At 45.4% G+C, this 24,330-nt stretch carries 22 protein-coding genes and 1 tRNA gene; 17 read left to right on the top strand and 6 right to left on the bottom strand.

Annotated features, from left to right (window positions below):
• Positions 1–60: 60 nt before the first annotated feature.
• The 6 genes from B3S93_RS05590 (at position 61) to B3S93_RS05565 (ending at position 4,863) form a co-directional block, all read left to right on the top strand.
• Positions 61–996, top strand: coding sequence for a ribose-phosphate diphosphokinase (locus B3S93_RS05590; RefSeq protein ID WP_292354683.1), 936 nt, complete (start codon positions 61–63; stop codon positions 994–996).
• 112 nt (positions 997–1,108) lie between these two features.
• Entirely contained in the window at positions 1,109–1,783 is a 675-nt protein-coding gene (locus tag B3S93_RS05585) for a 50S ribosomal protein L25/general stress protein Ctc (RefSeq protein ID WP_292354464.1), read from the top strand.
• A gap of 20 nt (positions 1,784–1,803) precedes the next feature.
• The gene (pth, locus tag B3S93_RS05580; RefSeq protein ID WP_292354466.1) at positions 1,804–2,376 is read left to right on the top strand and encodes an aminoacyl-tRNA hydrolase; all 573 of its coding nucleotides are present in this window, start codon (positions 1,804–1,806) and stop codon (positions 2,374–2,376) included.
• Between the two features lie 102 nt (positions 2,377–2,478).
• A complete protein-coding gene (ychF, locus tag B3S93_RS05575) occupies positions 2,479–3,570 on the top strand; it encodes a redox-regulated ATPase YchF (RefSeq protein WP_292403773.1) in 1,092 nt (363 codons plus the stop codon).
• A gap of 59 nt (positions 3,571–3,629) precedes the next feature.
• On the top strand, positions 3,630–4,697 hold the full coding sequence (locus B3S93_RS05570) for a phospholipase A (RefSeq protein WP_292354470.1): 1,068 nt from the start codon (positions 3,630–3,632) through the stop codon (positions 4,695–4,697).
• 89 nt (positions 4,698–4,786) lie between these two features.
• Positions 4,787–4,863: transfer RNA gene (locus tag B3S93_RS05565), tRNA-Met, on the top strand.
• A gap of 233 nt (positions 4,864–5,096) precedes the next feature.
• Here the strand turns inward: B3S93_RS05565 and B3S93_RS05560 are convergent.
• On the bottom strand, positions 5,097–5,963 hold the full coding sequence (locus B3S93_RS05560) for an SDR family oxidoreductase (RefSeq protein WP_292403776.1): 867 nt from the start codon (positions 5,961–5,963) through the stop codon (positions 5,097–5,099).
• A 111-nt stretch (positions 5,964–6,074) separates the two neighbouring features.
• Between B3S93_RS05560 and B3S93_RS05555 the strand changes: the two genes are divergently transcribed.
• Positions 6,075–6,959 carry a LysR family transcriptional regulator gene (locus B3S93_RS05555; RefSeq protein ID WP_292403779.1) on the top strand — a complete coding sequence of 295 codons (885 nt, stop codon included), beginning with the start codon at positions 6,075–6,077 and terminating at the stop codon, positions 6,957–6,959.
• A gap of 16 nt (positions 6,960–6,975) precedes the next feature.
• Here B3S93_RS05555 and B3S93_RS05550 read toward each other — a convergent pair whose 3' ends face one another.
• Entirely contained in the window at positions 6,976–8,106 is a 1,131-nt protein-coding gene (locus B3S93_RS05550; protein WP_292403782.1) for a mechanosensitive ion channel family protein, read from the bottom strand.
• 364 nt (positions 8,107–8,470) lie between these two features.
• On the opposite strand from B3S93_RS05550, the gene B3S93_RS05545 reads away from it, so the two are divergent.
• The 3 genes from B3S93_RS05545 to B3S93_RS05535 all read left to right on the top strand — a co-directional run bounded on the left by B3S93_RS05545 (position 8,471) and on the right by B3S93_RS05535 (position 10,007).
• Entirely contained in the window at positions 8,471–8,857 is a 387-nt protein-coding gene (locus B3S93_RS05545) for a hypothetical protein (RefSeq protein ID WP_292403785.1), read from the top strand.
• A gap of 73 nt (positions 8,858–8,930) precedes the next feature.
• Complete coding sequence (locus B3S93_RS05540) at positions 8,931–9,491, top strand: hypothetical protein (RefSeq protein ID WP_292403787.1); 561 nt, start codon at positions 8,931–8,933, stop codon at positions 9,489–9,491.
• Positions 9,492–9,572: 81 nt separating this feature from the next.
• Complete coding sequence (locus tag B3S93_RS05535; RefSeq protein WP_292354480.1) at positions 9,573–10,007, top strand: hypothetical protein; 435 nt, start codon at positions 9,573–9,575, stop codon at positions 10,005–10,007.
• Here the strand turns inward: B3S93_RS05535 and B3S93_RS05530 are convergent.
• Together B3S93_RS05530 and B3S93_RS05525 are read right to left on the bottom strand one after the other, a co-directional pair.
• Entirely contained in the window at positions 10,004–10,744 is a 741-nt protein-coding gene (locus tag B3S93_RS05530; RefSeq protein ID WP_292354482.1) for a hypothetical protein, read from the bottom strand. The genes B3S93_RS05535 and B3S93_RS05530 overlap by 4 nt on opposite strands.
• 83 nt (positions 10,745–10,827) lie before the next feature.
• Positions 10,828–11,811 (bottom strand): hypothetical protein, encoded by a 984-nt coding sequence (locus B3S93_RS05525; protein ID WP_292354484.1) that lies wholly within the window; start codon positions 11,809–11,811, stop codon positions 10,828–10,830.
• Positions 11,812–11,997: 186 nt separating this feature from the next.
• On the opposite strand from B3S93_RS05525, the gene mscL reads away from it, so the two are divergent.
• Together mscL and B3S93_RS05515 are read left to right on the top strand one after the other, a co-directional pair.
• On the top strand, positions 11,998–12,399 hold the full coding sequence (gene mscL / locus B3S93_RS05520; protein WP_292403791.1) for a large-conductance mechanosensitive channel protein MscL: 402 nt from the start codon (positions 11,998–12,000) through the stop codon (positions 12,397–12,399).
• A gap of 54 nt (positions 12,400–12,453) precedes the next feature.
• Entirely contained in the window at positions 12,454–13,068 is a 615-nt protein-coding gene (locus B3S93_RS05515; RefSeq protein WP_292403794.1) for a hypothetical protein, read from the top strand.
• On the opposite strand, the gene B3S93_RS05510 is transcribed toward B3S93_RS05515, so the two are convergent.
• Positions 13,046–13,996 (bottom strand): LysR family transcriptional regulator, encoded by a 951-nt coding sequence (locus B3S93_RS05510; protein WP_292403797.1) that lies wholly within the window; start codon positions 13,994–13,996, stop codon positions 13,046–13,048. The two genes, B3S93_RS05515 and B3S93_RS05510, sit on opposite strands and share 23 nt — an antisense overlap.
• Before the next feature lie 243 nt (positions 13,997–14,239).
• Between B3S93_RS05510 and B3S93_RS05505 the strand changes: the two genes are divergently transcribed.
• From B3S93_RS05505 to B3S93_RS05485, 5 genes are all read left to right on the top strand, one after another.
• Positions 14,240–15,658 (top strand): form I ribulose bisphosphate carboxylase large subunit, encoded by a 1,419-nt coding sequence (locus B3S93_RS05505; protein WP_292354492.1) that lies wholly within the window; start codon positions 14,240–14,242, stop codon positions 15,656–15,658.
• Positions 15,659–15,727: 69 nt separating this feature from the next.
• The gene (locus B3S93_RS05500; protein ID WP_014705744.1) at positions 15,728–16,084 is read left to right on the top strand and encodes a ribulose bisphosphate carboxylase small subunit; all 357 of its coding nucleotides are present in this window, start codon (positions 15,728–15,730) and stop codon (positions 16,082–16,084) included.
• A gap of 96 nt (positions 16,085–16,180) precedes the next feature.
• A complete protein-coding gene (locus B3S93_RS05495; RefSeq protein ID WP_292354496.1) occupies positions 16,181–16,993 on the top strand; it encodes a CbbQ/NirQ/NorQ/GpvN family protein in 813 nt (270 codons plus the stop codon).
• A 39-nt stretch (positions 16,994–17,032) separates the two neighbouring features.
• Positions 17,033–19,375, top strand: coding sequence for a nitric oxide reductase activation protein NorD (locus tag B3S93_RS05490; protein ID WP_292403800.1), 2,343 nt, complete (start codon positions 17,033–17,035; stop codon positions 19,373–19,375).
• Positions 19,376–19,649: 274 nt separating this feature from the next.
• Positions 19,650–19,961 (top strand): hypothetical protein, encoded by a 312-nt coding sequence (locus B3S93_RS05485; RefSeq protein WP_292403803.1) that lies wholly within the window; start codon positions 19,650–19,652, stop codon positions 19,959–19,961.
• Positions 19,962–20,080: 119 nt separating this feature from the next.
• Here the strand turns inward: B3S93_RS05485 and B3S93_RS05480 are convergent, their stop codons facing one another.
• Positions 20,081–24,322, bottom strand: a complete 4,242-nt coding sequence (locus B3S93_RS05480) for an EAL domain-containing protein (protein WP_292403807.1) — start codon at positions 24,320–24,322, stop codon at positions 20,081–20,083.
• Between the last annotated feature and the right edge of the window lie 8 nt (positions 24,323–24,330).

Genomic DNA, 24,330 nt, shown 5'->3' with positions numbered 1-24,330 from the left:
ATCTCTATAGTGACTCAAAACCGACTCCTCCAGTTACAACAGCGTTCTGCAGACGACAATATGATGGTCTTCACTGGAAACGCTAATCGTAAACTGTCAGAAAATATCGCCAATTTTCTGAATATCAGCTTGGGTAAAGCCACAGTTGAGAAATTCAGTGATGGCGAGATCATGGTTGAAATTCTCGACAATGTCCGAGGCAAGGACGTGTTTATCGTCCAACCAACCTGTATGCCTACCAACGATAACCTGATGGAATTAATGGTGATGACCGACGCTATCCGTCGTGCATCAGCCAAACGCATTACCCTGGTTGTCCCTTATTTTGGTTATTCCCGTCAGGATCGCCGTCCTCGTTCAGCTCGTGTTGCCATTACCGCTAAGGTAGTTGCCAATATGTTGACAGGTGTTGGCGCAGACCGTGTTTTAACCGTTGATTTACATGCCGATCAGATCCAGGGCTTTTTTGATTGCCCTGTTGATAATGTCTACGCCTCACCCGTGTTACTGGGTGACATCTGGAAACACAAATACCAGGACTTGGTTGTGGTCTCGCCGGATGTTGGGGGTGTGGTTCGTGCCCGTGCATTAGCCAAACATTTGGATGTTGAACTGGCGATTATTGATAAGCGCCGCCCTCGTGCCAATGTGGCCAAAGTAATGAATATCATCGGTGATATTGATGGCCGTACCTGTGTGATGGTCGATGATATGGTCGATACTGCTGGTACGTTGTGTGCCGCAGCAGCCGCTTTGAAAGAACATGGTGCCACCAATGTGGTTGCTTACTGTACTCACCCGGTTTTATCGGGAGCAGCCATTAAAAATATCAATAATTCGTTGCTGAACGAATTAGTGGTGACAGATACCATCCCATTGCAGCCTGATGCGGCCGCATGTGACAAAATTCGCGTCTTGAGCATTGCTGAAATGCTCGCGGAAGCGATGTACCGAATTAGTAATGAAGAGTCAGTTAGCTCTTTATATATGGATTAACCAAAAAATTTATTTTGGTTGTATGTGCTGAACCTGGTCGCGGGGGAGGCGAAAAGCCGGAAAACGGCATATGAACGGGCCTCGTGTCCGTTTTTTAGTCTTGGAGAAGAAGATGGAAAATTTATTTGAAGTACAAGCTGAAGCGCGTACTGACCAGGGGAAAGGTGCGAGCCGCCGCCTACGTCATGCGGGCAAAGTACCAGCAGTAGTCTACGGTGCTGAAAAAGAACCTGTTTCAATTTCAGTAAACCATAACCAATTCATTCGCCATTTGGCAGAAGAAGCGTTTTACGCTCACATTCTGACATTGGTTATTGATGGCAAGAAAAATCAGGTCGTATTGAAAGATCTGCAACGTCATCCTGCGAACGACAACAAAATCATCCATGCAGACTTCCTGCGCGTTGATGCCAAACATGCAATGACAATGACTATTCCATTGCACTTTATCAATGAGGAAAAAGCGGTTGGTGTTAAAGCCGGTGGTTTGGTTTCGCATCTGATGACAGAGGTTGAAATCTCTTGTTTGCCTAAAGATCTGCCAGAATACATCGAAATAGATGTTGCAAAACTGGCTATGGATGAAGCAATTCACCTGAGCGAATTGAAGCTGCCTAAAGGTGTCACTCTGACTGCCTTGACGCATACTCAGGATGAGCAGTTGGAAGAAGGTGAACGTTCTTCTTACGATCAAGCCGTTGTCAGTATTCATGAGCCACGTGTTGCTAAAGTGGATCTTGAAGAAGATACAGAAGCTGATGATGAGGAAGAAGCGACTGAAGATTAATTCAGTCGACGGGAACCGTTATGACAAACTGGATTATCGCCGGTCTGGGCAATCCCGGTTCTCAGTATGAACAGACCCGACACAACGTCGGGTTCTGGTGGTTGGATCAGTTGGCTAGTGATTTTGGGCTGAGTTTTAAAACAGAATCCCGATTTCATGGTCAACTGATTCAATACACAAATCCTGAACACAAAGTCTGGTTGATCAAACCACTTACCTTTATGAATCGCAGCGGTCAATCTGTTGCGGCGCTGGCCAATTTTTATAAAATCCCTGCAGAAAATATTCTCGTTATCCACGATGAATTGGATTTACCCGCCGGTACGGTGCGCCTGAAACGCGGTGGCGGTCATGGTGGGCACAATGGTCTGCGTGACATCATCAGTCAACTGGGCAGCAAAGATTTTTTACGTTGCCGGATTGGTATTGATCATCCGGGCAATAGTAAGCAAGTTGCCGATTATGTGCTGAGTAAACCCTCTGCAACAGATCGGGAAAATATGATGGCAGGTATCGATAACAGCCTGCGTGTTTTACCTGATGTACTTTCAGGAAACCTCGAAAAAGCCATGAACTGGCTGCACTCACAGTAAGAATCGTTTTTTAACTTTCTTGTTGTGAACTTTAGAAAACACCTGTGTAAGGTGCGAGGTAAGAATTTTGTCATTGTTATAAATAACCCCTAAGGATTTCTCATGGGATTTAAATGCGGTATTGTCGGTTTACCTAACGTAGGCAAGTCCACGTTATTTAATGCGTTGACGCAGGCGGGCATCGAAGCACAAAACTATCCGTTCTGCACGATTGAACCTAATGTTGGCATCGTACCGGTGCCGGATCCGCGTATGGATAAACTGGCTGCAATCGTTAATCCGCAACGGGTTTTGCCCACTACCATGGAATTTGTTGATATTGCCGGTCTGGTTGCCGGGGCTTCCAAGGGTGAAGGCTTAGGTAATAAATTCCTGGCCAATATCCGTGAAACTGATGCTATCGCCCATGTTGTTCGCTGTTTTGAAGATGAAAATGTGGTGCATGTGGCCGGTAAAGTCTCGCCGGTTGATGATATTGAAGTGATCAATACCGAACTGGCTCTGGCTGATCTGGAATCAGTAGAAAAAGCGATCACCAAAACTACCAAGGACGCCAAAGGCGGTGATAAAGTCGCCAAAGCACGCCTGGATTTATTGACACAGATCCGCGAACACCTGGACCAGGGGGCACCTGTTCGGGCAATGAATCTTGATGATGAACAGTTGGCATTATTAACGGGTTTGCATTTATTAACCATCAAACCAACAATGTATATTGCCAATGTTGCTGAAGATGGTTTTGAAAACAATCCTGCTTTGGATGCAGTAATGGCCTTGGCTGATAAAGAAAATGCTATTGTTGTAGCAATATGTGCCGCTATTGAATCTGAGATTGCCGATCTGGCAGATGAGGATAAAGCAGAATTTCTTGAGGAACTTGGTCAGGAAGAACCGGGTCTGAATCGAGTCATTCGTAGCGGTTATCAATTGCTTGGATTACATACCTACTTTACCGCTGGTGTTAAAGAAGTACGTGCCTGGACTGTTGAAGTCGGCGCGACCGCACCTGAAGGTGCCGGTGTTATTCATACTGATTTCCAAAAAGGCTTTATTCGCGCAGAAGTTATCGCCTATGATGATTTTGTGAAGTTTAATGGTGAACAGGGTGCTAAAGATGCCGGAAAATGGCGTCTGGAAGGCAAAGAATATGTCATTAAAGATGGCGACGTAATGCATTTTAGATTTAACGTCTAATTGAAAATTTGCCTTTGATCAGTGGATCTCGGAAGGCGCTCTGAAGTAAAGGAATAATCATGAAAAGATGGTTTGTTGGCGTGTTATTAACACCGATACTGATGGGCGTGGCACAGGCCGATCCGGCTATGAATGCGTGCATTTTGTCCAAGATGGCTACTTCCGATGATACGGTTACGGTCGGGGATATTCGCGCAATATGCAGCGCTGACATCAGCTCACAAAAACAGGAATCTTTTGATCCGGTCACTTTGCCTGCGGTGAAGCGTGCTGAGGAGCAGACTATCTCCCTTGATGGCGATGATGCCACCAGTATTAAAACGGCGGATGGTTCTGCCTTAACACGTCGTTTGGTTTTAGAAAAAAGTCAGTCAAATAATCCATTTGCATTCTTGCCGCATCGACCCAATTACTTCATTTTCAGTAACAATGTAGCTTCTTACAATGAAGCTCCTTTTGAAGCTTCTGATCCTGGCAATGACTATGATTTTCAACCGTGGGAAAGTAAATTTCAAATCAGCTTAAAACTTCCCGTGGTCAGAGGTTTGTTTAATAATCGGGCGGATGCCTTTATTGCTTATACCAACCGATCTTTCTGGCAAATGTTTAATAACGATAACTCACAAGTGTTTCGTGATTCCAACCACGAACCAGAGGCCTGGCTTTCATTTGCAAACGATACCGAGTTATTCGGGTTTAAAAACTCACTGATTAATGTCGGCTTTAATCACCAATCAAATGGCCAGAGTGGTGAATTATCCCGTAGCTGGAATCGCATATTTGCGGAGTTCGTCGTAGAAAAAGGCGACTTTTATTTTGCTGTTCGCCCATGGTATCGGGTTCCTGAAAGAGATAGCTCGGACGATAACCCGGATATTGAAAAATATATGGGGAATTTTGATTTCACTTCGGTTTATAAATACGGTGATCACAGTTTTGATCTAATGATCCGTAATAATCTGCGTAGCGATAATAAAGGCGCAACGCAACTGGGCTGGAGCTTTCCGCTGTATAAAAACTTTAGAGGTTATGTGCAGTGGTTTAATGGCTATGGTGAAAGTCTAATTGATTATGACCACCGCACCAACAGCATAGGGTTTGGTATTCAGTTCAGCGATTGGTTATAACCATCTCCCCAGCCTTTCAGGTTGTAAGAGATTAACAGTCTCTTAATGTTGATATTTATTGCCCAGCAACGTAAAATGCTCGGCTTCGTGGCTACATAGCTCAGTTGGTTAGAGCACATCACTCATAATGATGGGGTCCCTAGTTCGAATCTAGGTGTAGCCACCACTTTCTTCTCTAATTTTCCCCAAAATTAAACTTGGTGTAGCTCTGGCACCGATCTTTCATTTTATGTAGTTATAGCAATAGTCATTGGGTGTTATCAGCTTAATTGCGGCCTGGTAGATCCCCATCCTCCGTTCGGACAAAAGCCCAGTCATCATTAGATGACTGGGCTTTCTATTTTGTGTCGTTAAAAATTACTCACACACTACCTGATCGACGAGAGTTTCCTGAAAGATCTATGCCGAAACAAGTTTGTCAGCGAAGTCACGATAGCTCCGCAACGGACGTCCAAGTAGCGAAGTCAGACGTTCTACATCGCCAACATCGGGGATCATGCCCTCGGTGAGGAAACGTTCGCTCATTAGACGCATATCATAAGCCATCCAATTCGGCATGAACTGCCGGAGATTCTGCTCGAATCCTGCAGTGTCATCGCCCGGATAGGTGATCGGAGTACCCAGTACCTGCGTCCAGATTTCGGCGACATCCTGTCCGGTCAGCGTGTCAGGGCCGACGAGATTGATTCGATTAAGCGGCTGCGGTACTGAAGACTCCTCACGACGGATAAGTTCGAGGGCAGCGACCTCGGCAATATCTTGCGTATCCACCATGGCCAGCCCCTTGTCGCCAATGGGCATTGGATAAATACCGTATCCCGTCACTACATCCTTAATCGTGATGTCGTTACTGATGTAATAGGCAGGACGCAGAATGGTGGCGTTAAGGCCCATCTGCTCGATCATACGCTCAACACCATATTTTCCGGCGAAGTGCGGCACGTTCAGATAACGGTCGGCGTGAATGACAGAAAGGTAAACAATCCGCTCAATGCCGACCTCCTGAGCAATATTGAGCGCTATCAGAGCTTGGGTATATTCGTCGGCTACCACTGCGTTGAGCAGAAATAATGTCGAGACGCCGGCGAAGGCACTTCTCAGCGAATCAACGTCGAGCAGATCGCCTTGGACAATGTCGACACCAGCAGGGAAGTTGGCTTTAGTGGTATCACGAACAAGTGCCCTAACATCGGCACCGCGCTTTGTGAGTTGTTCGATAACTTGGCTTCCGACAGTGCCGGTTGCACCTATAACGAGAATGGTCATGATAATGTCTCCTTGGTTGGGTTTGAATTGCGTACAACCAAACAATAAGTGATTCCATATTTAAAACAAAGGCACTAAAATAAAGACAGTTTGTATCAAAAGTGAGACGTGATGGATTTGAATGCACTTAACGACTTCCAACTGGTAGCAGCTCATGGTGGTTTTGGAAAAGCCAGCCGTGCCAGTGGCAGGTCTAAGGCAACCCTATCGCGTCGTATAGCCGATCTCGAAGAAGCTTTGGGTATTCGGCTCATCGAGCGAGGTTCGCGTAGCATGGAATTGACTGAAGCAGGACAACTGCTACTGGCCAGAACGCAGGGACCAATGCATGAGATCACCGATGCAGTAGCGTCGGCAAAGGATGGCCTTGATTCACCGCGTGGTCGCCTGCGTATCGCAGCACCGCTCCTGTTTTCTCAGCTCGCTTTGGGACGGCTTACTGCTCAGTTCCTGGAAAATTATCCTGATGTACAGATTGAAGTGGTGTCGGAAGATCGTCTGGTCAATCTCGTTGAAGAACATTTCGATGTTGCCATCCGTATTAATCCAGATAATGACAGTTTGTTGGTTGGCAGATGCTTTGCTAGAGACAAAAGAGTGCTTGCTGCCGCACCTTCATTTCAAATGCCGAAGGGCCAACGCGGTAAGCCGATTAAGGTTCCGGCAGTGGTTATGCAAACCTATCGTGACGGAGACTTTTGGACTGTCAACGATGGTCAGCACATCTTTGAACCGCAACCTGTTCTTCGTCTTTCTTCGCTGTTAATGGTCCGCGATGCCATTGCTGCAGGGGCAGGAGCGGCAATGCTCCCGCACTCCATTATTGGCAGTCAGCTTGAAAAAGGTGAACTTGTGTCATGGGGAATGGCCGACGGGGAAACCGAGCTTTGGATTCTGCATACGTCACGTCGTTTACAAAGCCCGAAGGTTCGTGCCTTTGTTGAGTTTATGTGCAACCAGTACCCTGACGGCATTTTCACCATTCCAAATCAATAACAAGCCCTAAACAAACTTATTCTGCTTTGTGAATAGTCTTGTCGCTGAGGTGACTGCTCGAAGCATGAGGTTTGTCAGGAATCGGTATATCATCAAGAAACTCAATGGAACGCACAGGCATAGCAAATCTGATTTCTCTTTTGTCCAGCTCCTCCAGCAACGTAAAATTAACGTTTTGCTGGATATCCATATAAATATTGTAGTCTGAGCTTAGCACGTAATAGACCACCTCAAATCTCATCGAATAATCATCAAATTTGAATAAATGCGCGCGATCAAATCGGGTTTTGTCGATGGATTCGATGATTTCCTTTATTAAGCCGGGTATCTGTCTGGCTTTGGCGACTGGCGTGCGAAATGAAATTGCCAGAAAGAAAACCACTCGACGTTCATTCATTCGTTTGTAATTGTGAATGATTTGCTGCAACAGGTTGGTATTACCGCAAATGATCTGTTCGCCACTCAGGCTTCGAATACGCGTGGTTTTCAGCCCAATATATTCAATGGTACCGGCAACATCATTAAAAACAATAAAGTCTCCGGTTCTAAAAGGTTTGTCAAAACCGATGGATGCAGAGGCAAACAAATCTCCCAGCAATGTCTGAAGTGCCAGAGCGATGGCAATGCCACCAATACCCAGGCTGGCAACCAGAGCGGTAATGTTGACGCCCAGATTTGCCAATACAGATAGCAATACGACAGCCCAGATGCTGGTACGAACCAGTAAGGAAACAATGGTGACGGTTAATTGGTTTTCACGGTCTACCCGCGTTTCGATGGTTTCTGTTTTCCACATGACGATGGCAGCATCAATCCACAGTCCCAGTTGCAAGGCCAGCACCAGAAACCATATATGACTGACCCGATTATCCCATTCAGGACCAAGATCAACTAGTGCCAGACCAATTTGGACGGCCATGGCGGCTATTAATAATCGACTTGTATGCCTGAAGACCTCAGCGCCATATCGTCCCCAACGTCCTTTGGATCGTGAGAGCAGATCGACGCTGCGGGTAATAAAAAAACGCATCACCATGCGAAGTAACATGTAGCTTACAACTGCAATTCCGAGCACCAGGAAGAAATTCAATACGGCTGGTTGAAATATCCATGCCTTCCCATCACTCAATAAATTCCAGTCAAACATTATGTTCTCCAAAAAAATGATGAAAGATCAACAAGCCCTGGTAACACAAAATTGATCAGAATCCAGTTAATGCGATGACTCAGGAAGATTAACGGATTCAATCAAAATAAAGGTTTAGCGGGGATTACGTTATCAGGCCTGAAAAATTGTACTTACCTGCTTAAATAAACTATCGAGTTGTTTTCGATCAATCAAGTTTCCCGCTTCAGGTCAGTCGGTTTAATGCTGCTGAGTAATAAATATTCTTTATTCCTGAATCATCTAGGGATGATGTCCTGACCTTGGGTTGTGGAGAAACTTTGATTCTTAACACTGGGTCTGGACTTAGCTATGAACCCATATTTGTTTCAGGAGTTAAATTTTTATGCTCACTAAACTTTCTACTGCCAGTTTGCTTGTTTTTATCGGGGGGCTATTTTGCATTGCACACAGCTCAGTTTTAATGGCAGAAGCAAATGAAGCAACTCACTATATTGAGTTTTATGAAGAGTGGGATGAGGATTGTGATGAGAAAGGTGGGGCCAGAGTATTTGTAAAAAATACCCACCAGACACATATCATTGATTTACAACTGGATCGTTATTTTTATGATGTAAGACAGGCGGGACGATCAATGTTTCCGCTTAAACCCAACGTTTCACAGGCCTTAGGATGCAGTCGAGTGTTTGATGCTGAACAACGCTGGGAGTTAGTAGCTGCCAGTTTTATCAGTGAAGCTGCTGCTGAAGAACGCTACGGTGACTTTCAGTAAACGGCCATGCCTTCATAAAGTGTCAGACTGATAAACCCGGCAGGTTCGAGCAAACTATTCAGGGAGCAACCAAATGAAACTAACATTAATGGTCCTGGCGGTGCAACGTGTGGGGTTCTTTTTAATTATTTCAGTCGCCATTATTGGCGTCACCGGGTGTAATGATGATGCTCAGCAAACGTCTCAGGTTGAAGAACAGCAACCATCCTATGCCATTGTCAAACCGGTCCCGCAAAATCTACAGCAAGGAATGCCAGAGGCCAAACCAGTAGAAATGCTATCAGTTGCCGATCCCACCCCGCCGGAACAATGGTTGCTCTCACTTTATCAAGCTAAACCAGATGCTGATAACACACGTGATAACAACTATTACCAGAAACTTCTCTTTTCTATTAAGCCATATGTACATGAGCAACCCCGGGTGATCGCCAATCGTACTGTACAGACCACACGGCAATTACAGGAAATGGGGATTGAGGCAAATGAAGATCAGATTCTGGAGGATTTTGCTGATCAATTTCAAACCGTGAACGGCCGGTATGTGTATGGCGAGTTATGTGCCAATTACAGTAATTTAAGACAGCAGAATTTAACGCATCAACAGGCAATGCAGAAATTGTTTGAATTGCTTTAGGGCTTGTTCAGCTCTCATCTTCGCCTCTGTTATGAGCTGAGAGATAAACAGACTCTAGTACAAAAGCACCGGAGCAGAGATATGCAAGAGCTAATCAATGATTTGATGATATGGGCAGTAACTTTAACCAGCTTTGAGCAGCCGATTAAGTTGCCAACAGTTGAGGCCGTTAGTCATCAGCAGCTGCTGCAGACATTATGTGATGATCAATTCTGTACCGCCGTTGCCTATTACGATACCGAGACTCGGACAATTTTCTATGATGAGCGAATGGAGTTGCAGCAGGACCAAAGTGCCCGGGGTTTTATAGTGCATGAAATGGTACATTATCTTCAGGATATTAATGGCGAACTGGTAATCGATGAAATGCGTTGTGAACAGCGCATTGAAAAAGAGCAACAAGCCTATCGAGTACAGCAATTCTTTCTGCGCGAGCATCGACAACCGACTTATCAGATTGATCTGGCTATGGCAGTGTTAGCCAATGTCTGTAAAAATGCGAATGTCAGTCCTTAGTTAATCGGCAAATCAATATATTCGTCGTTAAGTTGCTTTGTTTCGATCATGATGCTTTTAACCGAAGTGACCATCACATCTTCTGGGTGCTCACAGTCTGCCTGAAATTCTTCAAGTTCAATTTTATCTACAGCATCGTTATTAATACTGATCCGAAATGTGCTGAGCAGGCTGTCTTCACGCAATGTTGCACAATTGTCATAAGCAAGTGGCATAGTGCCTAATAAAACAGTTTCCCTCGCAGGCAACGAAATAATACGTAGAGTTGTTTCATTGCTACCACCCATTCCAAAGCTACTAACCAATGCCAGTTCATCCAGTTGGTCATGATTAATATCAGCGACAGAAAATAAATGATGCGTGCCACCGGCAAACACAATATTACGAACAAGCTGATTATCTTCGATAATGGCGAGTCCCATATTGCTGCAACAACGTGGCCATCGACTGAGCAAATACAATACTGCTGACTGTCGACTCTCGGACCGGGTAAAGTTTCCTTGGCTGCTTGCCATAATCCGAAAATCTTCCTGATAAACGGTGTTCTGTTTTAGCCAGTATGACCTCGCCAGATTGGCCGCCTGCAAAATTGCCGGATGGGTTAACCAAGTGCTCTGATCTTCGCTTTTCAATGGCTGGCGACCATCAATAATAATATGCATATTGTCAGTTTGTTGAGCAAAACAGACATGTGTCGTGCTAAGGCAGAGCAAAAAGACTAATGAATAATGTTTCATTACTCAGCATCTCCCAACAAAACTAATGTGTTATGGCTTGACACATCAACTGTTTATTTCTGACTGATTTCAGATCTTGAATATTACCCCGGTTTTTTGGTTTCGACATCCACATCATCAAAGCTGACGATAGGCTCTTTACGAGTGGTTTTTTTGGATGTTTCAGCAACATTTTCCGGCGAAGTAACGACAGGTTCTTTTCGCTCAGTTCTATTTTGTTGCACCGGGACAGAAACCTCATCCATCACTACCGGATCCTTGCGAACTGTGTTGTGTCTTGCCGCTTCAATACCCGTTTTCATTCCTTTAGGCAGCTGATCGAAGAATAGCGGATCCAGTCTGCCATTAATGTAACTCAGTGGTTGTGAATGTTTTTGTTGCTGACAATAACGAATCACCCCAATCAGGACTTGTCGTACTGCTTCAATATCATCAATGCTACCGCGGTTATCTTCTGCAAAGTAAGCGGCCATAAAGCTGAAGCGGTTATCAATGGCAAATGGCAATATCTGGCGCCATAAGCTATAAATATCTTCAACTTTGATGATTTCTCCGGCAACGGCCCGGTCCAGGCGACGGAACCAGAGCAATATTTCATCAAGCAAACTGGCGGTCAGCAAATCTTGCTGATCTGTAATCGTGATCAGCCGATCTCCCATATGCCATGATGTTTCAACTGTTTGTGGGACATGCCAGCGTACTTCCGGCGTCAATGCCAGTGAGAATTCATAGACCAGTTTGGCGTCAAAATTTGATCTGTTGTTTAACCATACCGAGGGTTGATTGCTGATAGTCAGAAATTGGGTTTCAAGGTCCTGCAATAAGCGTTGACGTTCAAGTTCTTTATTGGCGGTTGTAGCGGGATTTGCACGTCGTTTCAAAATCCATAAAACAAAGATTGCGATCAGCAAAGCTCCAGCAAGCGTGAGCAAAATGGTCGAAAAATATAATGCCAATTCTGAGGACAATTGCGCCAGTTGTTCGGCCGTTAATGAGGTTGTATCGTCAGAGTTCGCAACATTGTCGATAATCTCTTCAATACGTTTTTGAAAAAAACCAATAGCCATATATTAAGCCTTATAACTTTATCGAGTGACGAAGTAAGTGTCAGTGGAAAAATCGCATTCCTTCTATTGTCCGCTAATTTTTACCGACAAATAATTATTTATGTCATATATTCTAAACTGCTGATATAAAAGCCGTAAAAAACTGTTTTATCGGGAAATTTATTAAAGTCAAAAAGGAGAGCAGATATGAGCATGGTACAAGAATTTAAGAAATTTGCGATGCGTGGCAATGTGATAGATATGGCCGTCGGTATTATCATTGGTGTCGCTTTTGGCAAAATTGTTTCCTCATTTGTAGCTGATGTGATTATGCCCCCACTGGGCTTGTTACTGGGGGGAGTGGATTTCAAGGATCTGGCAATAGTGCTTAAAGAAGCGGTTGGTGAAACGCCGGCAGTGGTTATCGCTTATGGACAGTTTATTCAAACCATTGTTGATTTTGTGATTATTGCCTTTGTGATTTTTTTGGTGATTAAAGCAATGAACTCACTGAAAGCAAAAGAAGAGGCTGCTCCTGAAGCTCCACCAGCGCCAACTAAAGAAGAAATTCTGTTAACGGAAATTCGTGATCTGCTCAAAGAAAAATAAGCTTTCCAAAAAACACCGGAAATCTTTTGATTTTCGGTTTTTTAGTCATTTTGCATGATGTTATTGCTTGCCAGGTTTGCTGTAAGTCTTCTTGCTGGTTTATTACTTGGAGGGATATTTTTTTATGGCTATTTGGCTGGTCTAATCGGTAGTCCTTCGCATTATGCAAATTGGTTGGTTCCGCTTTTTTTCTATGCGGGCATTTTATTATGCCTTGCCGGCGTTATCTTCACGCTAGTCGAGAAGCTGGATTGGACTCGCAGAGCATTTGCTGCTTCAATCGTGTTGGTGGTGATATTTGCAGGATATCTGCTTTTGATTGAGCCAAAGCTGCAACAGCTGGAGCAGCAAGCTCAAATCAAAACGATGCAGCATTTATATCAACAACATTCTCTGCAGCGGCTGGACTGCGATGATAAATTCCAGGTACACCTGAGTAGAATCCAACAGCGTCCGGCTGAGGTGGTGCTCTTTCAGAAAGGCAATTTTTCGCAACCCGTTCAATACCTCGCGGGGTGGGATAAATCTGCATCAATGAATAACTGTCGATTTATCGAGAACACTTATTCTCTTGGCACTCAGAGGAGCTTTCTCAGCCGATGCCGGAATCAACAGCAAGCTTCGGTGGCGGACTTGATTGCCCAGGCTAAACGTCTGGGTTGTCAGTAAGAAGAGACAGGTTATCTGTTAGTAAATGCTCGATTTCCTGTTCACCTTCCTGTTGCAGATACTCGAGAAATGTTTGTGCGGCAAGTGATAGTCTTTTGCCTTGCCGATGCACAGCATACCAGCGCCGTCTTAATGGAAAGTTCTCTACATCCAAGACCACCAGTTTTTTTGCTGCCAGCTCTAACCGCAGGCTATGTAGTGATAATACTGCCAGTCCCAAACCCGCCATCACGCCGTGCTTGATTTCATCCGCTCCACCTAATTCCATATACGGTGAGACTTTTAAACCGCTTTTGGCAAATAATTCTTCCACCGCTTTGCGTGTGCCCGAACCTGGTTCGCGGCCAACCAGTCGTTGTTCAGAGATAGTTTTTAATGAAATATTTTTTTGTTTGGCCAATGGATGGTCAGGCCGGGCGACGATCACCAGAACATTTTCTAAAAACGGGTACTCAACCACTGGCAGGTCTTCTGGTACCTGACCCATGACATAAAGATGATCTTCATTGGCATCGAGACGTTCGAGTAGTCTGGCTCGATTAGTTACCTGTAGCCTCGGTTCAACTTTGGGATAGCGCGCAATAAAATTGCCCAAAAGATAGGGTAGAAAATATTTGGCAGAACTGACCACAACAAGGTTTATCGGACCAGCAACCTCACCATGTAAATCAGCTAATGCGGCGTCCAGATCGGCAAGACGTTGTAAAACATCTCGGCAGGCATCATAGAGTTCATTACCTGCGACAGTAAGATGTAACTGCCGCCCAACGCTTTCAAATAAAGGCATACCGACAGATTCTTCCAGTTTTTTCATTTGGATCGACACGGCAGGTTGGGTTAAATGTTTTTCTTCTGCCGCACGGGTAATGCTCTTCAGGCGTGCAACCGCTTCGAATAGGCGTAACTGTTGTAATGAGGCATGTAACATATATAACTTTAATTTATGACAAGGATAAAAACTATTAACTTGTTTTAATAGGTCAAGTCAACTATTTTTACCCCAGACATGAAATAGTCGCTGGGTTACATTTGGATAAAATTCGCTTTCACAGCCACCATGGCTGGAGACAAAATTTGTCCATCTCAAGATAACTATGAGATATACAGGCTCTGACTAACCCAAAGTAACAGTTTGATTAATCTGCTTGCGCATATACCTGGAGAGAGCACCATGGCAAAAACTTATCAAGCGGGTGTAAAAGAGTATCGCGAAACATACTGGATGCCCGATTACACTCCAAAAGACACCGATTTTCTGGCCTGTTTCAAGGTTATTCCTCAAGAGGGTGTGCCACGTGAAGAAGCGGCTGCTGCGGTAGCGGCGGAATCATCAACTGGTACCTGGACCACAGTCTGGACCGATTTGCTGACGGACCTGGATTATTACAAAGGCCGTGCTTACGCTATTGAAGATGTTCCCGGCAACGATGAAGCGTTCTATGCCTTTATCGCTTATCCGATCGATTTATTTGAAGAAGGTTCAGTCGTTAACGTGCTGACTTCTCTGGTGGGTAACGTTTTCGGTTTTAAAGCCGTACGTTCTTTGCGTCTGGAAGACGTGCGGATTCCTGTTGCGTACGTAATGACTTGTGGTGGACCTCCTCATGGTATCCAGGTTGAACGTGACATCATGAACAAATATGGTCGCCCATTACTGGGCTGCACCATCAAGCCAAAACTGGGTCTGTCTGCAAAAAACTACGGTCGTGCTGTATATGAATGTTTGCGTGGCGGTCTGGATTTCACCAAAGATGATGAAAATGTTAACTCACAGCCATTTATGCGCTGGAGACAACGTTTTGATTTCGTTATGGAAGCCATCGACAAAGCTGAAATCGAAACGGGCGAACGTAAAGGTCACTATCTGAACGTCACAGCGCCAACCCCTGAAGAAATGTACAAACGTGCCGAGTATGCCAAAGAACTGGGTGCACCAATCATCATGCATGACTATCTGACGGGCGGTTTCACCGCTAATACCGGTCTGGCCAACTGGTGTCGTGATAACGGCATGTTGCTGCACATTCACCGGGCAATGCATGCGGTACTGGATCGTAATCCGAACCATGGTATTCACTTCCGCGTTTTAACCAAAATGCTGCGTTTGTCAGGTGGTGATCATCTGCATTCAGGCACTGTGGTCGGTAAATTGGAAGGCGACCGTGCTGCAACACTGGGCTGGATCGATATCATGCGTGATTCTTATATCAAAGAAGATCGCAGTCGCGGCATCATGTTTGATCAGGATTGGGCATCCATGCCTGGGGTCATGCCGGTCGCTTCCGGCGGTATTCACGTATGGCATATGCCTGCACTGGTCAGCATCTTTGGTGATGATTCGGTATTGCAGTTTGGTGGTGGTACTTTGGGTCATCCATGGGGTAATGCGGCGGGTGCAGCTGCCAACCGCGTGGCTTTGGAAGCATGCGTAGAAGCACGTAACCACGGCAGAGAGTTGGAAAAAGAAGGTAAAGAAATCCTTACTGCCGCTGCTGAACACAGTCCAGAGTTGAAAGTGGCGATGGAAACCTGGAAAGAAATCAAATTCGAATTCGACACTGTCGACAAATTAGACGTTGCACACAAGTAAGTGATGTTGGTCGGTGCTGTTGACCATCGTTAACTGATATCGAATTCGCCATTATTTGAGGAAATGACAATGAGTGAAATGCAAGATTACGCTTCAAGCCTGGCCGATACTTCAAGCCGCAAGTTTGAAACCTTCTCGTATTTACCTGAAATGGATGCTGCACGTATCCGTAAACAGGTTGAATACATCGTCAGCAAGGGCTGGAACCCTGCAGTAGAGCACACTGAACCAGAAAATGCGTTTGGTCACTACTGGTATATGTGGAAGCTGCCTTTATTCGGTGAAACCGATGTGGATCGCATTCTGGCTGAAGCCGAAGCCTGCCACAAAGCACATCCGAAAAACCATGTCCGCTTGGTGGGTTATGATAACTATGCTCAATCCAAAGGCGCAGAAATGGTCGTGTTCCGCGGTCAGTCGGTATAACATCAAATCGAATAAGTCCCTGACCGCAGCGTCAGGGACTTATTCAAGCAAACTTGTACAAAAAGTCTTCCCCTTGAATACCCTGAGGTTACTGCGATGAGCGAGAAAATTGCTGAACAGTATAAAGTCAAAACAGAACCTTTTTACCGTCCGGTCAGTAACGAAGTGGAACTGTATCAAGCCGCTTACGCGCGACGCATGCCGGTAATGCTGAAAGGTCCGACAGGCTGCGGTAAGTCGCGTTTTGTCGAATATATGGCCTGGAAGCTAGGTCGCCCGCTGATCACAGTTGCCTGTAATGAAGATATGACCGCCTCAGACCTGGTGGGGCGTTTTCTGCTCGATAAAGATGGCACCAAATGGCAGGATGGACCCTTGACCACTGCAGCACGTATTGGTGCAATCTGTTATCTGGATGAAGTGGTGGAAGCACGTCAGGATACAACCGTTGTTATCCATCCGTTAACCGATCACCGTCGTAGCCTGCCGCTGGATAAAAAAGGTGAACTGGTCGAAGCCCATAAAGATTTTCAACTGGTGATTTCCTATAACCCCGGTTATCAAAGTTTGATGAAAGATCTCAAGCAATCCACCAAACAACGTTTCGGGGCAATGAATTTTGATTATCCTGATGCCGAGTTGGAAGCCGAAATTGTCACCAGGGAAACCGGTGTCGATGCCGAGATAGCCAAAAAACTGGTACAGATTGCCCATCGGGCACGCAACCTGAAAGGCCATGGCCTGGATGAAGGTATATCCACACGATTGTTGGTCTATGCAGGGCAAATGATTGCAGAAGGGGTTGAACCTTTGGCTGCCTGCCAGATGACATTAGTCACGCCATTGACCGATGATCCGGATATGCGTGAAACGCTGGAAGCCGCTGTTCATACCTTCTTTGTTAGTTGATAAAGGCCGACCCGGTCTCTCCGGTCTGGATATCACATCATGAGCGTCAATCTAGACGATTACCGCGAACAGCTTGAAAAGATAGCGCCGGAACTGGTGCATACGCTGGACAGTACTTTCCAGGATGCAGCCAGAATCATGTCGCCAGCTGGTTTGCAGGAATATATGGAAGGTGCCAAAGGCCTGGCAGAGCTGGGACGGGGTAAAGGACTGGTGGTTGCCTTTCTGGAAGATATTCCGCAAGTGGTCAAGGAATGTGGCGAGGACGTAATACGCGATTGCATCAATGCGGCAATGAAATTATCGTCAATGACCTCGGGTGAGGTTATTGCGCTGATGATTCATAGTCTACCAACTGCTGCCAGACGGTTGGGCGACCCGGAGTTATTACGCGGGTATTTGAGCCTGATTCATCAACTGTCTGCCAAAGCTTCCCGTGGCTTAAGGCCAATGCTCGGCATTATTGATGAATTATTATCCAAACTCACCTTGTCCGGTTTACGCCGCTGGGCTAATTTTGGAGCCGAAGCCTACCGGCGCGACTTGAATAACCTGGTCAAATATTTTGCTCTGGAAACCGCTGACAGCAAGAAGATGCTGCAGAAGGAACGCCGCGGCACGCTGTTTATTGATACCCAACGCAAACTGAATTTCTATCTGCGGGCATTATGGGGCAGGGATTTCTTTCTGCGTCCTACAGCGGCGGATTATGAAGGTTTCAAACCTTATATCGAACTTTTTGTTATGCATTTGCCAGATGCCGTGGATGATATTGCAGGTATCACTGGTCTGGAGCTCTATCGAGCCCAGGCCGCCCATCTGGCAGCACACATTCAATATACCCGAGCACCGATTTCGGCCGAACAACTCAGTCCGGCGCAAATGTTTTTTATCGGACTGCTGGAAGACGCACGGGTTGAGTATTTGGCGATACAGGATTTCCCCGGTTTGCAGAAACTCTGGGGCAGCTTGTTAAATATCGAACAAAGTCAGGATGTTGAGCATAAGGGGCTGCTAAAACTCGAACAATTTGCCCGCAGCCTGCATGATGCATCGATTAAAAACAACGATGACCCATTAAATGCCTTGGCGGAAAGATTCCATCAAAATATTGCTGAGCAAGCAGAAAATAACCAGTTCAGCTGGGATATGGGGATGGAATTATTTCATCTGTTTGCCGAACAGCGCGAGGTACCCAGTTTACGAATATTAGAATCTATTCGTTTACCTTATCGCGACGATAATCGTTTTGTCTGGGAGTTTGAAGAATTCGATTTCCTGAGGCACGGAGCGGAATATATTCCAGCGAGCCAGCGACAGATACGTAAATATGTCAGTGCCGTTGAAATGGCCAATGAAGTGGATTGTGAGTTGGCTGGCGATGATGCTCAGGAAATCTGGGTGTGTTCCACCAAGTTCATGCCGTATGAAGATGCCGGTGAGGCAACGGTCAGCTTTAATGAGATGTGGGGTAAAGATCCCGTCTCAGAACCCTATCATTATCAGGAATGGGATTATCAGGTGCAGCTGTATCGTCCCGACTGGAGCACGGTATATGAGTATCGTCCCAAAAAAGGCGATCCAGATGACATCGATAATATTCTGAAAGAATACAAACCGGTGGTACATCGTATCCGGCAGATCATCGACTTATTGTCTCCGGCCGGAGTACAACGGCTTCGCAATATGGAAGATGGTGATGAGATTGATATCAATGCTGCAGTTGATGCGATGATTGCCATCCGTATGGGCGAGCAACCCAACACACGTATCACCATGCGCAATGTGATAAAAAATCGGGATTTAGCCGTGACAGTGTTACTGGATTTATCGGAATCAACCAATGATGTTATCGAAGGCAGTCATAAGACGGTTCTGGATTTAACCCGCGAAGCAGCCACCTTAGTTGCTACGGCCATCAATGGCATCGGTGATCCATTTGCTTTACATGGCTTTGCTTCGGATGGCCGACATGATGTGCAATACTTCCGCTTTAAAGATTTCAATCAGCCCTTTGATGATGAATCAAAAGCTCGATTGGCTGGAATGAAAGGTGGTTTATCAACCAGGATGGGTGCGGCAATGCGCCATGCCGCTCAACAGTTATTAAAACAGCCGGAACGTCGCAAGCTATTATTGCTAGTCACCGATGGTGAACCTTCGGATATAGATGAGCGCGATCCTCAGCATTTACGACATGACACCCGCAAAGCGGTGGATGAATTATGGAGCCGTGGTGTGATGACTTATTGTCTGACGCTGGATGCTAATGCTGATAGTTACGTTAAACGAATTTTTGGTGAAAATAACTACACCATTGTTGACCATGTGGATCGGTTGCCTGAAAAACTGCCCACTTTATTTGCCAGCCTGACCCGTTAGGGCTTGTTGATCTTTCATCTCCGCCTCTGTTGTGAGCTGAAAAAGCGTCAATCAAGGCACGAGGAGCGCTTTTTAGTTGTTATAAATAAGTGACGAGCAACGAAGAGTGGCGTTTTTTCAGTCACAACCCAAAGGGCTGGGGCTATTTTTCCGCCCTACAAGACGGAAATGACTTATGTAGAACAACTACATCGCATCATTTCCGTCTTGTAGGACGAAAAAATAGCCACCAGCAGTGGTGGATATGAAAGATCAACAAGCCCTAGGAATAATCATGAAAGATCAAAAACGTTACGTTGGTATTGATAAAGAAATAAATGGTGGCATGACCGACACCGGTAAAATCATCCGTGATGCTTGGGTATTTGGTTTAATACCGGAGACCGAAACCTGTGAAGGCTGGGTAGTCCAAGGACTTGAAGATCTGTGGCGCAAGGTTAATCTGGAATGGGAAAAATATGGTTTCAGGGTGGCAAACCTGCCACCGGAGATGCAACAGAAATTTATGCGTATTCACGATGCGGCAATTAATCAAGCCAAACAATCTGGCTGGGATGCCGAACGGGATCTTATCGACGAAGTCTGATGGTCTTGTATTTATACCCGATATCATAAGATTCCAGTTTTGGAAATGAGATCTGGAAAATCTGACTTAAATCTTAAAATCCACCAATAGCTAAATGTGACAATTACGCAGTATCACCACTATGATGGGGTCGCAAGCATCTGCTTAATTTCAGCATATAACGTTTGTAAATCTTCTACACCCTTACGGGCTAACGCGATTTCATTTTCTTCGAATTGATTTCGTAACCCGGCAGCGGCATGAAATAATTCGTAATAGGCTAATTTGAGTCGATCCAGCCATAATTGATTAAATAGCTCTTCCTGCTTACCCTGCTCCAGCCAGTGCGTAAAATGGCTGCGTTTGGGGTTCATTAATGGCCAGCTGCTAATTTGAGCAGGACTGCTGTGCAGATTATCAATTACTCGCTGTAACCACTGCTCGCCCTGCATTTGCATTAATGCCAGCAGGCGCTGTTGGGGGGATAAGGTATTATGTGCATGATTCAGCCAGCGTGATTCCGGCTGGTAATCCTCCATCCACAGGCCTAATTCATCTGCTGGCATTGGTTGGGCAATGACATATCCCTGTGCCATATCGCAACCGATAGTCATCAGCATCAAACCATGTTCAACGCTTTCTACCCCTTCGGCGATAACCTGGTGTTGAAATGCATGACTTAACCCAATAACGCCTTCCACTATGGTGAAATCATTGGGATCATCCATGATGTCGCGGACAAAACTCTGGTCAATTTTAATCACATCAACCGGCAAATGCCGCAAATGGCTTAATGATGAGTATCCGGTGCCAAAATCATCTAGTGCGATTCTTACCCCTAGGCCTTCACGGCAGGTACTTATAATCGCTGAAATATTCTGGATATCTGTTAACACGCTGCTTTCAAGCACTTCCAGCTGCAAATATTCGGCTGGCAAGTCCGGATATTTGGCCAATAACCGATCAAGATGGTCAAAAAATCCTGGCCATTGCAGATGATGCGCGGAAATATTCACGCTGATTTCAATGACTCTGTTTTGCTGATGAAAATTTTGTAACTGTTTTAACGTCTGATCAATGACCCAGTTGCCAATACGGATTTCCAGCTCAGTGCCCGCCATTGAACTTAAAAAAGCTGCTGGCTCCAGGATACCTTGCTGAGGATGGTTCCAGCGAAGCAGCGCTTCCGCGCCATGAATGCGCCCATTACGCATATTAATTTTCGGCTGGTAATACAGGCAAAACTGATTTTTGTTAAAGGCTTGATGTAAATTGTCCAACTGGCTTTGCTTAAGCAGAATTTGCTTGTCATGCACAGCATCAAAAATTGAGTAGCGATTTCGGCCTGTCTGTTTTGATTGATACATGGCCTGATCAGCATGACGCAGCAACGTATCTGCATCGGACTGATCCAGTGGATAGAGTGTTACCCCCATACTGGCCCCTAACTGGATGATATCGCCATCAATTCGATAAGGCAGTTGAATGGTGCGTAACAGTCTGCTGACCAATCGTTCGCAGTGTTCTACCGAACTGATGTCATTGAGCAAAATAGCAAATTCATCTCCACCCAGTCGTGATGCTGTGTCATCCAGACGAATACAGGCTTTTATTCGCTGGGCCACCTCAATCAGTACTTGATCGCCGATTTCATGACCATAGTTATCATTGACCGGTTTGAATCCATCCAGATCCAGAAAAATGACTCCCAGCAGACTATGTTGACGAATACTGTGTGCAATAGCCTGCTGGAATCGATCTGCAAATAATGTGCGGTTGGGCAGCTGGGTGAGCATGTCATAATGCGCCATCATTTCCAGCGCCTGCTGTTGTTCCTTAATTTCAGTTATATCGGAAAATAAGCCCAGATAATGCAAGGTATCGCCTTGATCATCCATCAAGGTGGAAATGGTTAACAACTCAGCTAATAATTCGCCATTTTTGCGACGATTCCAGATCTCTCCCTGCCAGTAGCCTTTCTCAATAAGGCTTTGCCAAATCTCCCGATAAAATGACTCGGGATGTTTACCTGATTTGAGGATTGATGGCTGTTGATTAATGACTTCATCACGACTGTAACCGGTGATATCACAAAATGCCGGATTCACATCGACAATACGACCATCCGGTTTGGTGATCAGAATGCCTTCATGTGCCTGGTTAAATACCCGGCCTGATAATTTGAGCTTTTCCTCAGCGAGCTTACGTTCGCTAATATCGTAAAAAATGGTGATAAAGACATCGGCCTGACCATCATTAATTGCGGTGCTGGAAATTATCACTTGTTTGGCTTGTTGTTGCTGGGTCATCACTTTCACTTCAACCGCCTCACCACGATAGGGCAGTGGATGCTGCTCTGCCTGAGCTACAAAAGTCTCCCAAGCCAGTTTGCTGCGTTGACGATAGTTTGGATCGGGATAGGCTTTTTCCAGCCAGACCTTATGGCTGGGTAAGTCTTCCAGGTTATAGCCAAAGCTATCAACAAAGGCTTTGTTGAGATATTGAATCCTGCCTTTGCCGTCACTTAACATGTGCGGAATAGGAGAGGCATTAACAATACTGCGTAATTTGGATTCGTTTCGCGCTAATACCTGACCCGACTGTTTCAGTCTGAACACCCAGAATACAAACAGCAGAATAATCACGGCTATCGTCAGCAGTATTTTGAGCAGGGTTGACTGCGAAACGCCATTATTGATGGTTAGCCCCATCCAGGTCTGCTCAATTCGCTGACGTTCATCAGCTGATATATTGCTTAATACCTTGTTAATGATGGATTGCAGCTGAGGATGAGAAGGGTTTATCCCCATCCTGTATGCATTATATTGCTGAGTTTGTCCGGAAAATTGCAAGTTAATCAGGTTGGCTTGTTTGATGGCATAGTTGGCATATGCAGCATCTCCCACATAAGCATCGGCTTCGCCGGTACTGACCTTTTTTAAAGCTTCGAGTGTGGTTTCAGTGAATATAAGTTTTATATCAGGATGATTCCGGGCCAGATTTTCCTGAACATGGTAACTTTTTTCCACTGCGACAGTTTTGCCTCTCAGATTGTCCAGGTGACCGATATAGCCGAAGCGATTCGCATTGACGATGACCACTGGATTAGTGATATACGGCTGACTGAATAATAAATACTCTGAACGTTCGGGACTCATGTGCAAACAGGAAAGCATATCCAGCTCACCCCGTTGTGCCATTGCGAGAATTTCATGCCAGGGTTTATCGTCTATGATGTCAAATTCCACGCCAAGCTTGGCCTGTAATAGCTGAATATATTCAGCTGCCAAGCCTTGATAATTCCCTTTGCTGTTAATCCATTCGTAAGGTGCAAAATCCCGATCAATGCCGAGTTTGATGACAGGGTTATCCTCCAGCCATGATTGTTCTTCTGGGGTCAGTCGCAATGCAGCATTGGATTGATATATAAAGCCCTCTAATTGGGCCTCGGAGAGTGGTGGTGCAATATTCAGCCGTTCATATATCTGAGCACTGCGGCGAAGACGAGCCGGATCCAATTGGCCCAAAGGAATCAGGTCAGGCAATATCAGTTTCTGAATTTCTCTGGCTTCATGTTGTAGCTGTTCGCGACTGGCCTGGCTGTCATACTGATTGATTATCACATCAATAATTTCTTCAGGATTTTCCAGTGCGTAGCGCCAGCCTTTTAACGAAGCCCGTCGAAACCGCTCAGCGCGACCTGGATTATTGCGAAGCTCTCTATCCCCGGTAAACAAAATGTCACCATAAAAATCAAAACCATAGCTTTGGGGATTAATGATATTGACCTTAACGCCCAGCTGTTCCAATGTGAAAAGCTGATCAGTTCGATAAATTGAGATTGCATCAACCCGGTCATTGATAAAACTATCAAGTTGCAGATCCTGCGGGATGAGTTTGTAATCCTGTGGGGAAATACCGGCATCAGCAAACATAGCGAGGAAAACAGCATCGTTGCCGGCCGAATCGTCAAACATGATGCGTTTATCAAGCATTTCATACGGGCTGACAATGCCAGACTGGGTTTTGCTGACCAGCACTAATGCATCATGCTGAAAAATGGCAGCCAAGGCTCTAATGGGTGAGCCAGCAGCATATTCTGCCAGTAGTCCGATACCACCAATGCCATAATCTGCACGGCCACTGGTGACTTCATTGATAACATTAATACCGGGTTGGCGTTCTCGCAGCGTAACCTGCAAATCTTCCTGTTGGAAATAACCTTGCTGAATAGCGGCGTAATAACCGGCAAACTGAAATTGATGTCGCCATTTAAGTTGCAGCGTAACAGATTCCGTCGATGCAGCCTTGGCCTGGCCAAATAGACATACAAGCAGAATAAACAGCAGAAAAAAAGTAAACCTGTGAGGTATAACGTGCATGGGATCCG

Origin of the sequence: Methylophaga sp. UBA3613 (assembly GCF_002375415.1) — a bacterium.
GTDB lineage: Bacteria > Pseudomonadota > Gammaproteobacteria > Nitrosococcales > Methylophagaceae > Methylophaga.
Note: the sequence above shows the minus strand (reverse complement) of the source record. Positions and strands in the feature narration are given on the sequence as shown.

Bases quoted from the DNA above. Each gene is read 5' to 3' on its own strand.
- ychF (WP_292403773.1), top strand. From the start codon at position 2,479: ATGGGATTTAAATGCGGTATTGTCGGTTTACCTAACGTAGGCAAGTCC.
- B3S93_RS05585 (WP_292354464.1), top strand. From the start codon at position 1,109: ATGGAAAATTTATTTGAAGTACAAGCTGAAGCGCGTACTGACCAGGGG.
- B3S93_RS05485 (WP_292403803.1), top strand. From the start codon at position 19,650: ATGAAAGATCAAAAACGTTACGTTGGTATTGATAAAGAAATAAATGGT.
- B3S93_RS05545 (WP_292403785.1), top strand. From the start codon at position 8,471: ATGCTCACTAAACTTTCTACTGCCAGTTTGCTTGTTTTTATCGGGGGG.
- B3S93_RS05535 (WP_292354480.1), top strand. From the start codon at position 9,573: ATGCAAGAGCTAATCAATGATTTGATGATATGGGCAGTAACTTTAACC.
- B3S93_RS05490 (WP_292403800.1), top strand. From the start codon at position 17,033: ATGAGCGTCAATCTAGACGATTACCGCGAACAGCTTGAAAAGATAGCG.
- B3S93_RS05540 (WP_292403787.1), top strand. From the start codon at position 8,931: ATGAAACTAACATTAATGGTCCTGGCGGTGCAACGTGTGGGGTTCTTT.
- B3S93_RS05525 (WP_292354484.1), bottom strand. From the start codon at position 11,811: ATGGCTATTGGTTTTTTTCAAAAACGTATTGAAGAGATTATCGACAAT.
- B3S93_RS05500 (WP_014705744.1), top strand. From the start codon at position 15,728: ATGAGTGAAATGCAAGATTACGCTTCAAGCCTGGCCGATACTTCAAGC.
- B3S93_RS05505 (WP_292354492.1), top strand. From the start codon at position 14,240: ATGGCAAAAACTTATCAAGCGGGTGTAAAAGAGTATCGCGAAACATAC.
- B3S93_RS05495 (WP_292354496.1), top strand. From the start codon at position 16,181: ATGAGCGAGAAAATTGCTGAACAGTATAAAGTCAAAACAGAACCTTTT.
- B3S93_RS05530 (WP_292354482.1), bottom strand. From the start codon at position 10,744: ATGAAACATTATTCATTAGTCTTTTTGCTCTGCCTTAGCACGACACAT.
- B3S93_RS05590 (WP_292354683.1), top strand. From the start codon at position 61: ATGATGGTCTTCACTGGAAACGCTAATCGTAAACTGTCAGAAAATATC.
- pth (WP_292354466.1), top strand. From the start codon at position 1,804: ATGACAAACTGGATTATCGCCGGTCTGGGCAATCCCGGTTCTCAGTAT.
- B3S93_RS05515 (WP_292403794.1), top strand. From the start codon at position 12,454: ATGATGTTATTGCTTGCCAGGTTTGCTGTAAGTCTTCTTGCTGGTTTA.
- mscL (WP_292403791.1), top strand. From the start codon at position 11,998: ATGAGCATGGTACAAGAATTTAAGAAATTTGCGATGCGTGGCAATGTG.
- B3S93_RS05570 (WP_292354470.1), top strand. From the start codon at position 3,630: ATGAAAAGATGGTTTGTTGGCGTGTTATTAACACCGATACTGATGGGC.
- B3S93_RS05560 (WP_292403776.1), bottom strand. From the start codon at position 5,963: ATGACCATTCTCGTTATAGGTGCAACCGGCACTGTCGGAAGCCAAGTT.
- B3S93_RS05550 (WP_292403782.1), bottom strand. From the start codon at position 8,106: ATGTTTGACTGGAATTTATTGAGTGATGGGAAGGCATGGATATTTCAA.
- B3S93_RS05510 (WP_292403797.1), bottom strand. From the start codon at position 13,996: ATGTTACATGCCTCATTACAACAGTTACGCCTATTCGAAGCGGTTGCA.
- B3S93_RS05480 (WP_292403807.1), bottom strand. From the start codon at position 24,322: ATGCACGTTATACCTCACAGGTTTACTTTTTTTCTGCTGTTTATTCTG.
- B3S93_RS05555 (WP_292403779.1), top strand. From the start codon at position 6,075: ATGGATTTGAATGCACTTAACGACTTCCAACTGGTAGCAGCTCATGGT.